Here is a 15,322-nt window from a genome sequence, read left to right as displayed (position 1 = left end):
TGCAAGTTAGATGGAGCATCTCGACCATGGACCATTACAGAATTAACGCAATACCCGTAACAGGCACACTTAAGGTTGAACAATCCGTAGATGGGCCTTTCGAAGCTACCAGCATCAGGTTTGATTATAGCCGGCACGATCTCTGGTTTCAGGGTGAGTACGTTGATGGATTAGGAAAAACTCGGCTTATTACACTGGTCCTGCCTGACAAGGCAGGTGCATTTTCCGGCGGTTTCAACCCCGACGCCGCCGGCTATTACAACCGCGAAACCAATGACAGGCCACAATATTGGCATTCAGTGTCCGGTCATTACAAAGCCACCTTTATTAAAGGAGCTGGAGATCTGGACGGAGAGTTCCACTTTCAGGGTTCTTGGCCAGGCTCGGAGAAACAGGAATTTAAGGGTACTTTCGATATTCAGACTGGCCCCTTAAGCGTAAAAGCCAAAACAGCTTGAGTAGACTGCGCGAACGCATACAGGCGGTAGCTGTAGGAAGTGGCTGGTGTTGATGGCAGCGCCTTGCTCCGTTACCTACAGGTACGTCAGAATCCGCCGGCTTGTGCGCCTGGGTAGGGCTCTCTAAGGTTGCCCGGTCGCTGAATTTCTCAGTGATCGGGTTTAGTAGCCCGAGCAGCCCCATACAAATGTGCATGAGCTTCATCTGTCGGACTTACCTGTCTGTGCTTGATGGTGGCTGTGCGCAGGGCGCCCTCGTGGCGCGCCGGGTTTTTGTGTGGGTCTACCGGTCTACTAACCTGCGTGCAGCCGCCACCCTTTCGTTTAGTAGCGATCAGGTGGTGGCCCAGTTAGAGATCCTACCTATGTTCAAAGCAACTCCAAATCCCCCCGCCTTATTCACCGTCAGCCCCGACGCCAACAGCGAAAGCCTGATCGCCAACAGCTACGAGACGTTTTCCTCGGTCAGCACATTATTGCTCGACCTGTCTGATGAACTCACCGGCAAAGACCGCGACACGGCATTGGCGATTCACCAGTTGAGTGAGTTGGGCGTATTGCTGATGGGCAAGCTGATGGACCAGGAATCACCACTTATCTAACAGACCGCACGCGGTCAAACTGTGAGCGGGCTTGCTCGCGAATGCGGTGTGTCAGCGGACCGTTCCATCACTGATACACCGCATTCGCGAGCAAGCCCGCTCCCACATTTTTGATCCTGCCCACTTAACACCTCGCCGTGCCTTCTGGCCCCTGCTAAATTGCCCCCTGCCTTCTCACCCTCGTCAGGAAAGCACCATGGGCCATTCGCTGAAAATCCTCGGTCGCACTTCTTCCATCAACGTGCGAAAAGTCCTGTGGACCTGCCAGGAGCTGGATATCCCCTACGACCGCGAAGACTGGGGCATCGGCTTCGCCTCCACCCAGTCCGCCGAATTCCTGGCCCTGAACCCAAACGCCCAAGTCCCGGTGATCATCGACGACAACGGCGTGCTGTGGGAATCCAACACCATCTGCCGCTACCTCGTGAGCCTGCACCAACGCCACGACCTGTTGCCCACCGAGCCGGCCGCCCGTGCCAGGGTCGAGCAATGGATGGACTGGCAAGCCACCGAACTCAACCCGTCGTGGGGCTACGCCTTCCACGCCCTGGTGCGCAAGAACCCGGACTACCAGGACCCGCAACGCATCAAAGCCGGGGTAAAAAGCTGGAACGACAAGATGGGCCTACTGGAACAGCAATTGATCAAAACCGACGCCTACGTCGCCGGTAATGACTTCACACTCGCCGACATCCTCATCGGCCTGTCGGTGCACCGCTGGTGGATGACGCCCATGGAGCATCCGTCCTACCCGGCCGTCAGCGCTTACTACGAAACCCTCAGCCAGCGCCCCGGCTTCAAAACCTTCGCCCTCGATGGCCATAACTAAAAACAAGGACTACACAATGAACGGACTCAACGTACTACTCACCGGCGCCTGCGGCCGCATTGGCAAGACGTTTTTCGAAGCATCGAAAGACCGCTACCGCTTCACCCTCACCGATCGCATCGAGCCGGATTTCGCCCTCGGCGAACACCGTTTCATCCGCGCAGACCTGAGCGACAAAACCGCCCTCGCCGCCCTGCTCGACGGCATTGACGTGATCGTGCACCTGTCCGGCATCCCTCACGCCAGCGCCACCTTCGACGAGTTGCTGCCCAACAACATCCTGGCCACCACCTACCTGTTCGAAGCCGCCGTGGCTGCGGGTGTGAAGCGCCTGGTGTTCGCCAGCAGCGCCCAGACCATCGAAGGCTACCCGGTCGACCGGCAAATCACCCCCGGCATGCAGGTGATGCCCGCCAACCTGTACGGCGTGAGCAAATGCTACGGCGAAGCCCTGTGCGGTTTTTACGCTGCCAAAACCCCGCTCTCCACCATCGCCCTGCGTATTGGTGCATTCGAATTCCCGGAAGCCCCCGACCTGAACAACGCCCGCGACCTCAGCGCCTGGCTCAGTCCGCGGGATGCCGTGCAATTGCTGCAACGCTCGGTAGAAACCGAAGGTGTGAAACACCTGATCGCCCACGGCATCTCCAACAACCGCTTCAAACGCCTGGACCTCAGCGAAACAACCCGTGTGCTGGGTTACCAACCGGTGGATGATGCGTTCCAGGAATTCGAGATCCCGATCACTTATTGAGTCTTCTGCCCATGTCTTTCCCTTCTACCGCAGACGGCATCGACCCGATCCGCGCCGCGCACATCAGCGCGCGCATTGATCGGTTGCCCGCCGTCGCCACCGTCTGGCGCTTGGTGGCGCTGCTGTCGATTGGCGGTTTTTTCGAGCTGTATGACTTGTTCCAGACTGCCTATATCAGCCCCGGCCTGATCAGTGAAGGAATTTTCCACACCGGCAGCCAGGGCGTATTCGGCTTCTCTGACCAGGCGGCCTTTGCCTCGGCGACCTTCCTCGGCCTGTTCCTCGGCGCCAGCCTGCTCAGCCCGATTGCCGACCGTTACGGGCGCCGGGCGATCTTCACCTTTGCGTTGATCTGGTACACCGTCGCCACCGTGTTGATGGGCATCCAGACCTCCGCACTGGGCATCATCTGCATGCGCTTTTTGGTGGGCATTGGTTTGGGGATCGAGCTGGTGACCATCGACGCCTACCTCTCGGAACTGGTGCCCAAGCGCATGCGCAGTTCGGCATTTGCCTTCGCGTTTTTCATCCAGTTCCTGTCGGTACCGGCGGTGGCCTTGATGTCGTGGTGGCTGGTGCCCCAGGCGCCGTTCGGGATCTCCGGCTGGCGCTGGGTGGTGGTGAGCAGTGCGGTGTTTGCGCTGTTTATCTGGCAACTGCGCAAGCGCCTGCCGGAGTCACCGCGCTGGCTCGCGCAAAAAGGCCGCTTCGACGAAGCCGGGCAGATCATGGACAGCCTTGAAGCGCGCTGCCAGAAAGACCACGGCAAGCCGCTGGACGAACCGGAGCCGGAAGCCGTCAGCGTGCAGGGCCAAGGGCGCTTTGCCGATATCTGGCAACCGCCGTACCGGCGCCGGGCGTTGATGCTGATTGTGTTTCACGTGTTCCAGGCCATCGGCTTTTTCGGCTTCGGCAACTGGCTGCCGGCGCTGCTCTCGGGCCAGGGCGTAAGCGTCACTCACAGCTTGGGTTATGCCTTCATCATCACCCTCGCCTACCCGCTGGGGCCGCTGCTGTTTGTGAAGGTGGCGAACCGATTTGAGAACAAATGGCAGATTGTCGGCTCGGCCCTGGGGGCGGTGATCTTCGGCAGTTTGTTCGCGCTGCAAACCACCGCCGTGGGGCTGGTGATCTGCGGGGTGATGATCACCTTCTGCAACGCCTGGCTGAGTTTCAGTTATCACTCCTACCAGAGCGAATTGTTCCCCACCAATATCCGCGCCCGGGCGGTAGGGTTCTGCTATTCGTTCAGTCGGCTGTCGACGGTGTTCAGCAGCCTGTTGATCGGTGTGATCCTCGAACACCTAGGCACGCCCGGCGTGTTGGCGTTTATCGCCAGCAGCATGTTGATCGTGATGATCACCATCAGTTGGTTCGGCCCGCGCACCCGCAACCTGGCGCTGGAGAACATTGCCCACTAGCGGCAAACCCTGGCCGTCGGCGTGCCAAGGCTTGCCGACGGTGGCGGCCAAAAGCCCCGTAAACACGGGGCCACACCATTGGGCACGCTAATTGCTCCTCCTGTGGCACCGCCCACATCCACAGGTGTCCTGATCATGCTGATCAACAACAATCCCCAGGCTCAGTCGACGATCCAACGCATCAAGCGCGCAGACATGGACCCGGCCAACGCTGCCGCCAGCGCGCTGTACAGCGGTGCCGCGCAAAACGCGCAGGGTGCCGCCGGCGTGTCCACCACCCAGGCCGCCGCGGATGCCAAGGCTGACAACATCGACGCAGCCTTTGCCAAGACCCGCGTGCAGTTGCAGGCCACCACCGCGACCACGTCGAGCACCGATGTGCCCAAGACCGACTCCACCACATCGGCCCGCAGTGACTTCACCGACTACATGAAGAAAAGCCCGGCCGAGCGCATCCGCGAGCAACTGCTCAAGGAACAGGGTTTGACCGAAGAAGATGTGAAAAACCTGCCACAGGAAAAGCAGGATGCCATTTCCAAGGAAGTGGCCGCACGCCTGAAGGACCAGCAGGCGCAGCAAGTAGCAGCGAAAACCGCTGACCCGCAGGCGCAGACGGTGAAAGAAACCCTGGCTGCGATCTAAGCAACACCACAAACCAAATGTGGGAGCGGGCTTGCTCGCTCCCACACAAGCTCATTCCACATTTGATCTGCGGTGTTACTGCAGTTGCAGTGTCGAGTTGAACTGACTGATCGCATCCACCACATGCCGTGACCCTTCCTGAATCTCCAGGATCACCTGCCCCGCTTCATTCGCCAGCTCCACCCCAAGCCCCGTGCGGCTCAAGCTCGACTGCATGCTCGACACCGCGCTGATCGACAGGTCGTGGTTCTTGCGCACCACGTCCACAATCTCGATCGTCGCCTGGCTGGTACGTGCCGCAAGGCTGCGCACCTCATCCGCCACCACCGCAAACCCGCGCCCATGTTCACCGGCCCGGGCCGCTTCGATCGCGGCGTTGAGCGCCAGCAGGTTGGTCTGGTCAGCAATGCCCCGGATGGTCTGGACGATGCTGCCGATAATGTCCGACTGCTTGCTCACCGCATCGATACTCACGGCAGCCTCATTCAGGTCACGGGAAATTTCTTCGATGATCTGCACGGTCTGCTGCACCACTTCCGAACCCTTGCGGGCGCAGGCGTCGTTCTGCACCGAGGTGGCGTGGGCCGAGTCGGCGGCGGTGCGCAAGGTGGTGACCTGGTCGGTGATGTCACTGGCGAACTTCACCACTTTGTACAGGCGTCCGCTGGCATCGAAGATCGGGTTGTAGGAGGCTTCCAGGAACAGCGTCTGGCCGAATTTGTCTTTGCGTTCAAACCGGTGGGAGTGATATTCGCCGCGATTGAGCGAGGCCCAGAAGGCTTTATAGGCCGGCGAATCGGTCTCACCGCGATGGCAGAACATACTGTGGTGCTGACCAACAATTTCACCGAGGGAATACTTCACCGTCTTCAGGAAGTTGTCGTTGGCATTCAGAATCTGGCCTTGTGGGGTGAATTCGATCACCGCCATGGAGCGGCCGATGGCGTCGATCAAGCTTTGGTTTTCATGCTCGTGGTGAATCCGCGCCGAGATGTCAGAGGCCACCTTGATCACGCTCTGCACCTGGTTGTCGGCACCGATTACCGGCATGTAACTGGCCTCCAGCCACACTTCCTGACCATGCTTGTTCAACCGCATGAAGGTGCCACTGAGAGGCTCGCCCCGCGCCAGGTCGCGCCAGAGCTTGGCGTAGGCGTCGGTGTGGGTGTAGGCCTCTTCGCAGAAAATCCGGTGATGCTGGCCGCGAATTTCTTCGGCGCGGTAGCCCATGGTCCTGCAGAAGTTTTCATTGGCATCCAGCACGATGCCGTCGCGATCAAACTCGATCATTGCCATGGAACGGCTGATGGCGGCCAATTTGGCTTTGGCTTCGGTAAGCGCACAGGAGAAACGTTCGATTTCCAGCAGGTCGGATTTGTGTTGGCGGTTGAACATGGCGGATCACCCTTTATTTTCCCGACGCCCACGCGGGCGCATTCCATTCACGGTTTGAATCTTGATCGCAGACCTTTATGGGGGAACCTATCCGAAACGCTTTATATGCCGAGCGTCATCAACGGTTCTGGGTGAGCATAGACAGGCGTTGGCGCTATGCAAGGCCACTAGTCAGCCAGCATTTGCAACAAAGCATTAACCACTGCGGAAGGCGGTTGGTGGCGTGATGTCACCAACGCAAACTCGCGATGCACCGGCTCCGCCAGCGGCATGATGCGCAAGCCGTGGCGCTGGGCCGGCAGGGTCATCTCGGGTACCAGGGTGACGCCGACACCTTCGCGCACCAGGCTGAAGGCGCTGTTCCATTCCCGCACTTCCACCCGTACCTCGCGCAATGTCAGACCGGCTTCCTGCGCCAGGCTGCGGGCGTTGACGGTGCAGCCGCCGGTGGCAAGCACAAAGGGTTGCTCCACCAATTCTTCCAGCATCACGGTTGCCTGCGCCGGGCGCCGGGAAAACCCGTGGGCCATCGGCAGCACCGCCACCCAGTTATCGCGCCCCAGCACCGCAGCATTGCGCTCGGAAGGCGGGTTGAGCACCACCCCCAAGTCGATCAGATTTGCGTCGAGCAAGGTGTTCACTTCATCGTCCGTGACTTCCAGGGCCGTGACCTCGATGCCCGGGTAAAGCTGGTTGAACCGCCGCAACAGCGGCGGCAGGAACACCGCCAGCACCATGGGGAAACTCGCGATGCGAATCGTCCCACGCAGCATGGGCCGCGCCTCGTCCACCGTGGTACGAATCGCCTGCAAGGTCCCCATCATCACCCGCGCCTGCTCGATCACTTGCAGGCCCAAGGCGGTGGGCACAGTCTGGCGTGCCTCACGCACAAACAGTTGCGCACCGAGGTTGGCCTCCATGGCCGCCATGGCCTGGCTGGCGGCGGACTGAGTCATGCCCACCCGCTCGGAGGCCGCGGTGATACTGCCGTTGTCCGCCACGGCTACCAGCAGGCGCCAGTGCATCAGGTTCATCATGGCAGTAGCTGTCCTTATGGCAGGGTTCTGAAAGATTAATTTTACGCAAGGTGCCATGCCCACGAGACTGAAGGCAACTGTCCTGCGGAGTTGCCCCGATGAAGCTGTATTTTTCCCCGAATGCCTGTTCCCTCGCGTCCCATATCGTGCTGCGGGAACTGGCCCTGCCGTTTGAATTGATTCGCGTCGACAACCAGAAAAAGCTCACCGCTGACGGTGATGATTTCCTGCAGATCAACCCCAAGGGCTACGTGGCGGCGCTGCAACTGGACAACGGCGAGGTGCTGACCGAAGGCGCCGCGATCCTGCAATACCTGGCTGACCGGGTACCTGCGGCAGGCCTGGCGCCGGCCAATGGCAGTTGGGAGCGGGTGCGTTTGCAGGAGTGGCTGAACTTTGTCTCCAGCGAGATTCATGGCGGGCTGGGGGTGTTGTTCAAGGATGCGATTCCGGATGAGGTGAAGGCGCTGTTCAAGGCCACGCTGTTCAAGCGGTTTGCAATTCTGGTGCAGACCCTGGAGCGTCAGGACTACCTGCTGGGCGCGCAGTACTCGGTGGCGGATGCGTACCTGTTTGTGGTGCTGCGCTGGGCGGGGTTGTTTGATATCGATTTGCAGCAGTGGCCGGCGCTGGCGAAGTTCCAGCAGCGGATCAGCGAGCGGCCGGCGGTAATTGCCGCCCTGGCCGCTGAAAATCCATGACCTGAAATGCAGTCAAAAATGTGGGAGCTGGCTTGCCTGCGATAGCGATGGTGAATCCAATACCGCTATCGCAGGCAAGCCAGCTCCCACATTTGATCTCCATTGTTTTAGAGAATGGGTTTCAAGCCATCGTTTTCGATGAATGTAGCCAACGCCAGCACATCCACCGACCCCGATCGATCCTGATCCAGATGCGCCACCTGGCTGCGCACTGCCTCATGAATACGCCGGGTGCCCTCCCCCAGTTGAACCGTGCCGCGCAGATCCACTGCCTGCGCCGCCACGATCAACTCAATGCTGCCCAGCCACACCACGCGCTGCACCAGCTGCCGGGTTTTCTCGACCACCGCCAACGCCTGCCCCGCATAATCTTCCACGCGATCCGCCACCGGCACGCTCACCGCCGGGATCGGATTGGCCAAATGCCCAATCTCCGCCACCAACGCCGAACCGGTGCGCTGCAAGGCGGCCATGCCTACGTGCCCGGGCTGTTTGATCAAAAAGCGTGGCAGTTCACTGGAGGCCGGCGACAGCAACTTGGCAATCCGCTCGGCGCTGCACACCGCCACGCGGCTCAACGCCAGGCCCAAGCCTTCGGCCGCCAGCGCGAGATGGGTGCTGTCGAAATTGGCCGTGGCCAGCACCAACACGTCTTCGCTGATCAACGCCGGATTGTCCGCACCGCTGGCCAGTTCCAGTTCGATCAACTCGCGCAACGCCTGCACCGCCTGTCGCGCCGCGCCTTGAATCACCGTGGCACAGCGAAAGCTCAGCGGGTCCTGTAACCGACGCGGGTTATCGGCCAATTCGCCGCCCGCCAGCAATTCCAGCACCGCCGCTGATTGCCCGCTTTGCCCCGGCGCCGGACGCAACCGCGAAGCCCACGGCTGGAACGGACTGAGGTTGGCCCGATAGCCTTCACACGACAACGCCAGCCCCGCCAACACGGCCTGCAATGCCTGTTCGGCTTCAGCCACCAGCAACGCCCCAAGGCCGATACTCGCAGCGTTGGCCGACACCAGCGCCAGGCCATCCTTGCCCGTCAGTGGTACGTTCAGCGCCAGGCTCAAATGGGCCAACGGCGCCAGGTCGCTCTCGCCTAATGATCCGAGCAACGGCACCTCGGGTTCGAGGCCGCTATTAAGCAAATCCAACAGCGCCTGCGCCGCCCTTGGCGAAATGCCCGAGCGCCCCTGGGCCAACCCGGCCAACCGGGCTGCCGTGATCGCGCGTAACTCCTTTCGATTGGCCAGGCGCCCAACGCCCACTGCGCGCCCCAGTGGAATGTTTGCCTGCACCGGCGACACCGGCGTATCCACCGCCGCACCCAGGCCGGTGGTCACCCCGTAAATCGGCGTGCCTTCAGCCACCAGGCGCAGCAACAGTTGATGGCCTTCGTCGATACGCTGGCGGGCCGCACCGCTGAATTCAGCCGGTGCATCCTGCCGGGCAATCAACAGTAAATCCTCAATCGCCAAACCATCGGGATCGAAGTGAATCATGCCCAACGCAACCGCTGGCCGATGCCCAGGCGCTTGGATTTTTCCAGCAGTGCGTGGCCCAAGGCGATGTCGCTCAGGCTCAACCCACGGTGCCAGAACAGGATGGTTTCTTCGGGTGTTTCGCGGCCGTTCTTCAACCCCGCGACGATCTGCCCCAACTCCGCATGCAAGGTCTCGGCACTGAGTTTCCCGGCATCGACATGGGCGCGCAATGCGCCAAACATACCGTCCTTGCACTGGCCCCAATCGTCCACCACCCGTTTGTGCATGATGTCGGTCAAGGACAATTCCACTGCGCTCATGGTGCCGTAGGGCACGACGAAGGCGCCGGGCTTGATCCACTCGGTACGCAGCAAGGGTTGCGGCTGATCCAGGCGTGACGCCTCCACCACAATGTCGGCGCCGCGCACCGTAGACTCCCAATCGTCGGTGACAATCACCGGTTTGCCGAGGTCCCGGCGCAGGCGCTCGGCGAAGGCTTCGCGGCTTTCGCTGCGCCGCGAGTGCACGCGGATTTCGTCGAAGTCGAACAGATGGTCCAGCAGCCGCACGTTCCAATACGCGGTGCCACGGGCGCCGATGTGCGCGAGGATTTTACTGTCGGGCCGGGCCAGGTATTTGGCGCCGATAGCAGTGACGGCGCCGGTGCGCATGTCGGTGATCGCCGAGGCATCAAGGATAGCCTTGGGGATGCCAGTGGCCGGGTCCAGCAGGTTGAGAATCGCCAGTTCCGAGGGCAGGCCCTTGCGGTAGTTGTCGACAAAGTCGCCCACCACCTTGACCCCGGCGTAGCCGATTGCGCCGCCCAATACACCGCGCAGCACGTTGAAGTGGCCGTTTATTTCACCGCCGGGAATCAGGTGCATGCGCGGCTCGATCACCGCCTCGCTGCGGCCCTGGATCGCCAGGCTGGATTCGATGGCGTCGAGGATTTCGTCGTTGGTCAGGGCCAGTTCGTCGATGTCCAGGCCGTTAAGGAAGTCGATGTAGATCGGTTGCATGGTCTGCTCACTGATGGGTTACGAAGGTCGACGCTGAAGAGGCTTTTATGTGCCGAGGGAGCTTGTTATGGGGCCTTGAACACAACTTGCTGCACATCGACCTTTTTCGGGATTAGGCCATTGGCAAAAAACGCGTCGGCGGTGCCTTGTTGGGTGGCGATGTCCGTCGCATTCAGTGGCCGGCTCGGCGTCGGCGAGCGATGCTGGAAGTAGCTTTCCACCACCGCCGGCTGCAAGCCCAGTGTCTTGGCCATCAGCGCGACGCTTTCGTCGTGCTGGTCCAGGGACAACCGCTGCGCCTGGGCAAACACCTTGAGAATCGCGGCAATCGCCTGCGGGTGCTGCTTGGCAAACGGGCCGCTGGCGATGAAGAAACTGCCCGCCGGGTTCAGCCCCTGGCCATCCCCCAACACTTTCGCCGAACCGTCCACCACCGCCGCCGAGTAGTACGGGTCCCACACGACCCAGGCGTCGACCTTGCCTTGTTCAAACGCGGCACGGCCGTCGGAGGGCGACAGGTACACCACGTTCACATCCTTCCACTGCAAGCCCGCACGCAGCAGGCTTTTGAGGAACAGGTTGTGGGCGCTGGAACCCTTGAGCAGCGCAACGCGCTTGCCCTTGAGTTCGGCCACGCTTTGCACGGTGCTGTCCTTGGGCAGCAGGATCGCTTCGGTGCGCCCGTCATTGGGTTCGACGCCGATGTAGCGGATGTCGATGCCGGCAGCCTGGGCGAAGATCGGCGGGATGTCGCCGATATTGCCGATGTCGATGCTGCCGCCGTTCAAGGCTTCGATCAGCGGCGGGCCGCCGAGGAATTCGATCCACTCGACCTTGGTGCCCGGCAGCCCTTCTTCGAACAGGTGATGCTCACGGGCAAGCACCATGCTCACCGAGCTTTTCTGGTACCCGACGCGCAGGGTGGCCGGGTCTGCCGCCAGCAGAGGCCCGGCGCACAGCGCCAACAGTGTGGCAGCGATGAGCTTGTGCATCAGAGACTCTCCTTGACCTTGGCTGCGACGTCCGCCGGCACCCATTGCTGCCAGACCTGCGGTTGTTCTTTCAGGAACGCTTCGGCCACTTGGCGCGGCGCGGTGCGTTTCTCGGCCATTTGCGCGAGGATGCCGTTGAGCAGGTCAATCGGCAGGTCGACCTTTTCAAAGAACGTCACCAGTTGCGGGTACTGCGCCTTGAACGGCGCCGACACGCCAATCGCCAGGTGCGCTGGCATCGAGCGAGTACCGATGGGGTGCGGGTTGTTGGCGTCGGCCAGGGTCTTCCAGGCTTCGGCGTTGAACGGTGGCTCTTCCAGTTTGATCAGCTTGAAGCGCCCCAACAGTGGCGTCGGCGACCAGTAGTAGAACAGCACAGGTTTGCCGCGTCGGATCGACGAAGCGACCTCGGCATCCAGCGCCGCGCCGGAGCCGGTGCGGAAGTTGACGAAGGTGTCGGTCAGGCCGTAAGCCTTGAGTTTCTGGCTGTTGACGATCTCCGAGGTCCAGCCGGTGGGGCTGTTGAGGAAGCGCCCGCGGGTGGGGTCTTCGGGGTCGCGGAACGCATCCTTGTAGCGGGCCAGGTCGGCGACGGATTTAAGCTCCGGGGCCAGGGGTTTAATGCCGCGTTCGGCGTCGCCCTTGATCACGTATTCCGGCACCCACCAGCCTTCGGTGGCGCCTTTGACGGTATCGCCCAGGCCGAACACTTTACCTTCGCTTTCGGCCTTGACCCACGCCGGACTGCGCCCGGCCCACTCTTCGCCGATCACCTGGATATCGTCCTTGGCCAGGGCGGCTTCCAGGCTCACGGTGCTGCCGGGCAAGGTGTCGGTGGGCAGGCCATAGCCTTTCTCGACGATCAGGCGCAGTACTTCGGTGATGAGGCTGCCGCTTTCCCAGGTGATGTCACCGAAGTGGATCGGTTTGACCGGTTCGGCGGCCGTGGCGGACTGCGCCAGGACGGTCAGTGCCAGTAGCGAGCCACCGAGCAGGTTTTTGAGTGTTCTCATAAGTAGCCTCTTGGAGATTCAAGACAGATCCAGAGTGGGCAGTGTCAGCGTGGGAGCTGGCTTGCCCGCGATGCAGACACCTCGGTTTTTCAGGAAGACCGAGGTGATGCAATCGCAGGCAAGCCAGCTCCCACAGTTGATCTCCACACCTTTCTAGATCAGGGTTTAAAAGTCATAACTGAGCCGCGTGTAGTAAAACGCCCCTTCCGGCGCTGTCGGCGACAGGTAGCTGTATTGCTGGCCCGGGGTCTGGCGCAAACGGGTGTTGTAGTCATCAGGCTTGCTGTCGAACAGGTTGTTGACGCCCACCGACACCCGCAGTTGTTTGGTGAAGGCGTAGTTCACGTCCAGGTCGGTGGTCCATTGCGCGCTGAAGGTCTGGTCGTACTGGGCGTTGGCTTCGCTCGAGGCATATTTGCGGTACTTGCCGTAACGGGTTTCGTTGAGGGCGATGGTCCATTGGTTGAGCTTGTGGACCGCGCCGAACACCACCTTGTCTTCCGGGTAACCGTGCTCCAGGAAGCCACGGGACTCGCGGGTCAGCACTTCGAAACCATTGGGGTTTTCGTGGACCTTTTCGATTGTGGTGCGGGCCTTGGTGTAGCCCGCCGACAGGTTCAGGTTGCCGAACTGCTCAAGGTCCAGGTTGTACTTGCCCACGATGTCGACGCCACGGGTGCGGGTGTCGGCAGCGTTGGTCATGAACTGCGCCCAGGAGTACTGGCCGTAGCCGGCATCCTTGAGGATCTGCTCGGCCAGTGGTCCGGAAATCCCGCCGCTGAACAGCAGGCGGTCACGAATCGAGATCTGGTAGGCATCGATGGTCAGCGAGGCCTGTTCGGTTGGGCGCAGCACCAGGCCCAGGGAATAGTTGGTGGACTTCTCGGGTTTCAGCGGCTGGGCACCGAGGGCGCGGGCGGCCGGGTTGTCGGCGGGCAGCATGCGGGTCAGCACCGGGTTGCCGTTGGCGTCGAGGTTGGTGGTGGTGGTCCAGGAAGTACCGATCTGCCCCAGGCTCGGCGCGTGGTAGGCGTTATTGACCGTGGCCCGCAGGCCGACTTGCGGGGTGAAGTCATAGCGCGCCGAGAGCTTGCCGGTGGTGGCCGAGCCGAAGTCCGAGTAGTGCTCGGTACGCCCGGCAATGCCCACCTGGAGCTTGTCGGTGACCTGGTTTTCCAGGCCGAAGTACACGCCACCTACATCACGCTTGAAGGTGCCGGCGTCGTCCGGGGTCAGGCCCGACGCCTGCACCGCACCAACCTGCACGCCGTCGATGCCGCCGTAAGAGTAGGAATCGTAGTCGCCCGCCTCCAGCCGATACTGTTCATGCCGGTAGGCAACGCCCGCCGACACGGTGAGGGGATGGCTCGACCAGTCGACGTTCAGATCCTTGGCGTAATCCAGGGCGATGTTGGTCTGGTCGTTGACCAGCGTGGCCACGTTGAACTTGGTCGGGCTGTTGAGTCCATAGCTCGGGTTGACGGTGTTGAAGGCCAGCTCGTCGTGCTCGTCGCGGCCATAGGTAGCGCTCAAATCGAAGCGACCGATGCTCTCGTCTTCGTAGCGGGTGCCGACGGTGACGGCGCCGTCTTCATAGCGATAGCGGTATTTCGGGATGGTGCCGTTGGGGTAGATCCCGGCCACGTTGTTAGGGCTGCTGGCCAGCAGCGGCGGCGTGTTGTTGACCGAGGTGTCCTGGCCGAAGGTGGCGAAGCTGTAGAGACGCCATTGGTCATTCAGGCCGATCTCGGCGTTGGCTGCCAGGTTGTATTTGTCGCGCCCGGCACCGCCCCAGCGCGGGTCTTGTACCTGGCCATCGGCGACGTATTTGTCGCCGATGTCATCGGGTTTGTTGTTCAGGGTGTTGAAGCTCAGGGTCAGGAAACCGTCCCCTGGCAAGCCGATACCGTACCAGCCATCGGTGGTTTTGCTGAAGCCGTCGCCTTGGGCGTATTTGCCCAGTTGGGTGTTGATGCCGCCACCGCTGTCGCGCTCCTTGAGCACGATGTTGACCACCCCCGCCACCGCGTCAGACCCGTATTGCGCCGAGGCGCCATCGCGCAGCACTTCGACGTGGTCGATGGCGCTGATGGGGATCATGTCCAGGTCCACCGGCTGCGCGCCAATGAACGGCACGCCGCCGGAAATGTTCACCACCGCCGAGGTGTGCCGGCGCTTGCCGTTGATCAGCACCAGGGTCTGGTCCGGGGACAAGCCGCGCAGGGACGCGCCTTTCGGATCCTGGCCGCGGGTGGCGCTGTTGTTCTGCGGAAAGTTGAACGACGGCAGCAGTTGGAACAGCGCCTGGTTAAGGCTGGTGGCGCCGGTTTGCTTGAGTTCTTCGGCGTTGATCACGTCTACCGGGGCGCTGCTGGTCAGGGCCGTGGCATCGCTGCGACGGGTACCGATGGCGACCACGCGGTCGAGGGTCGGCGCCTGGGCTTCGGCGGTTTGCGCCTTGATGCTGTTGCTGGCGGGCGCGGCTTTGGCGCCTTCCTTGATGATGAAGGCACCGTCCGGGCTGACCTGGACTTGCAGGCCGGTGCCCTTGAGTGCGGCGTCTACGGCCTGTTGCGCCGACAGTGAACCGTCGACCCTGGCCGAGGAATAGTTGCCCAGCTGCGGCGTGAAGGAAATCACTTGGCCGCTCTGGCGGCTGATGTTCAGCAGCACTTCGTCCAGCGGGCCGGGCGCGATGTGGTAGACCTGTCGCGCGTCTTCGGCGCTGGCAGCGAAAGAAAGGAACAGACTGGCCAACGGCACCAGGGCAAAGGTTCGAAGCGGTGTACGGTTGAATGGGCTCACGTTGGCTCCCCCCAAGGAAACTCCTGAGCGCTGCTCCCCGCAGCGCTTACGGGAGTGATGTGGGATGGCCGGGGCAAAACTTGCAGATCGTTTGGTTATGTCGTTAGAACCGACATTCGGAAACGACGCGGTCAACTGTGGAAGCTGTCGAGCTTTAGCGAGGCTGCGAT

General features: G+C 61.4%; 13 protein-coding genes and 2 pseudogenes. 7 read left to right on the top strand and 8 right to left on the bottom strand.

What is annotated here, in order from left to right:
- The first annotated feature begins 26 nt into the window (after positions 1–26).
- The 6 genes from BLU46_RS23790 to BLU46_RS23765 all read left to right on the top strand — a co-directional run bounded on the left by BLU46_RS23790 (position 27) and on the right by BLU46_RS23765 (position 4,706).
- Entirely contained in the window at positions 27–458 is a 432-nt protein-coding gene (locus tag BLU46_RS23790) for a hypothetical protein (protein ID WP_063027750.1), read from the top strand.
- A gap of 365 nt (positions 459–823) precedes the next feature.
- Positions 824–1,060, top strand: coding sequence for a DUF6124 family protein (locus BLU46_RS23785; protein WP_017475955.1), 237 nt, complete (start codon positions 824–826; stop codon positions 1,058–1,060).
- Positions 1,061–1,256: 196 nt separating this feature from the next.
- On the top strand, positions 1,257–1,889 hold the full coding sequence (locus tag BLU46_RS23780; protein WP_093206923.1) for a glutathione S-transferase family protein: 633 nt from the start codon (positions 1,257–1,259) through the stop codon (positions 1,887–1,889).
- 16 nt (positions 1,890–1,905) lie between these two features.
- The gene (locus tag BLU46_RS23775; RefSeq protein WP_093206920.1) at positions 1,906–2,643 is read left to right on the top strand and encodes an NAD-dependent epimerase/dehydratase family protein; all 738 of its coding nucleotides are present in this window, start codon (positions 1,906–1,908) and stop codon (positions 2,641–2,643) included.
- Positions 2,644–2,654: 11 nt separating this feature from the next.
- Positions 2,655–4,064 carry an MFS transporter gene (locus BLU46_RS23770; RefSeq protein ID WP_093206918.1) on the top strand — a complete coding sequence of 470 codons (1,410 nt, stop codon included), beginning with the start codon at positions 2,655–2,657 and terminating at the stop codon, positions 4,062–4,064.
- 135 nt (positions 4,065–4,199) lie between these two features.
- Entirely contained in the window at positions 4,200–4,706 is a 507-nt protein-coding gene (locus BLU46_RS23765; RefSeq protein ID WP_063027741.1) for a hypothetical protein, read from the top strand.
- Positions 4,707–4,781: 75 nt separating this feature from the next.
- Here the strand turns inward: BLU46_RS23765 and BLU46_RS33615 are convergent.
- The 3 genes and pseudogenes from BLU46_RS33615 to BLU46_RS23755 form a co-directional block, all read right to left on the bottom strand.
- Positions 4,782–5,207, bottom strand: a pseudogene (locus BLU46_RS33615) (methyl-accepting chemotaxis protein); the annotation flags it as partial.
- A 165-nt stretch (positions 5,208–5,372) separates the two neighbouring features.
- Positions 5,373–5,996 (bottom strand): annotated as a pseudogene (locus tag BLU46_RS33610) (PAS domain-containing protein); the annotation flags it as partial.
- A gap of 272 nt (positions 5,997–6,268) precedes the next feature.
- Positions 6,269–7,138 (bottom strand): LysR family transcriptional regulator, encoded by an 870-nt coding sequence (locus BLU46_RS23755; RefSeq protein ID WP_093206915.1) that lies wholly within the window; start codon positions 7,136–7,138, stop codon positions 6,269–6,271.
- Between the two features lie 98 nt (positions 7,139–7,236).
- Here BLU46_RS23755 and gstA point away from each other — a divergent pair, with 98 nt between their 5' ends.
- The gene (gene gstA, locus BLU46_RS23750) at positions 7,237–7,839 is read left to right on the top strand and encodes a glutathione transferase GstA (protein ID WP_093206912.1); all 603 of its coding nucleotides are present in this window, start codon (positions 7,237–7,239) and stop codon (positions 7,837–7,839) included.
- A gap of 107 nt (positions 7,840–7,946) precedes the next feature.
- On the opposite strand, the gene BLU46_RS23745 is transcribed toward gstA, so the two are convergent.
- The 5 genes from BLU46_RS23745 to BLU46_RS23725 form a co-directional block, all read right to left on the bottom strand.
- Positions 7,947–9,341, bottom strand: a complete 1,395-nt coding sequence (locus tag BLU46_RS23745; RefSeq protein WP_093206909.1) for an HAL/PAL/TAL family ammonia-lyase — start codon at positions 9,339–9,341, stop codon at positions 7,947–7,949.
- A complete protein-coding gene (locus BLU46_RS23740; RefSeq protein ID WP_093206906.1) occupies positions 9,338–10,342 on the bottom strand; it encodes an ornithine cyclodeaminase family protein in 1,005 nt (334 codons plus the stop codon). Before BLU46_RS23740 ends, BLU46_RS23745 begins: the two co-directional genes overlap by 4 nt.
- A gap of 65 nt (positions 10,343–10,407) precedes the next feature.
- Entirely contained in the window at positions 10,408–11,334 is a 927-nt protein-coding gene (locus BLU46_RS23735; protein ID WP_093206902.1) for an aliphatic sulfonate ABC transporter substrate-binding protein, read from the bottom strand.
- Complete coding sequence (locus BLU46_RS23730) at positions 11,334–12,347, bottom strand: ABC transporter substrate-binding protein (protein ID WP_093206899.1); 1,014 nt, start codon at positions 12,345–12,347, stop codon at positions 11,334–11,336. The genes BLU46_RS23735 and BLU46_RS23730 overlap by 1 nt, the downstream gene beginning before the upstream one ends.
- Before the next feature lie 165 nt (positions 12,348–12,512).
- A complete protein-coding gene (locus tag BLU46_RS23725; RefSeq protein WP_093210186.1) occupies positions 12,513–15,152 on the bottom strand; it encodes a TonB-dependent receptor in 2,640 nt (879 codons plus the stop codon).
- Positions 15,153–15,322 lie beyond the last annotated feature (170 nt).

Source organism: Pseudomonas yamanorum, from assembly GCF_900105735.1.
Lineage (GTDB): Bacteria > Pseudomonadota > Gammaproteobacteria > Pseudomonadales > Pseudomonadaceae > Aquipseudomonas > Aquipseudomonas yamanorum.
The sequence above is the reverse complement of the archived record's forward strand: the minus strand, read 5'-3'. Positions and strand labels throughout refer to the sequence as shown.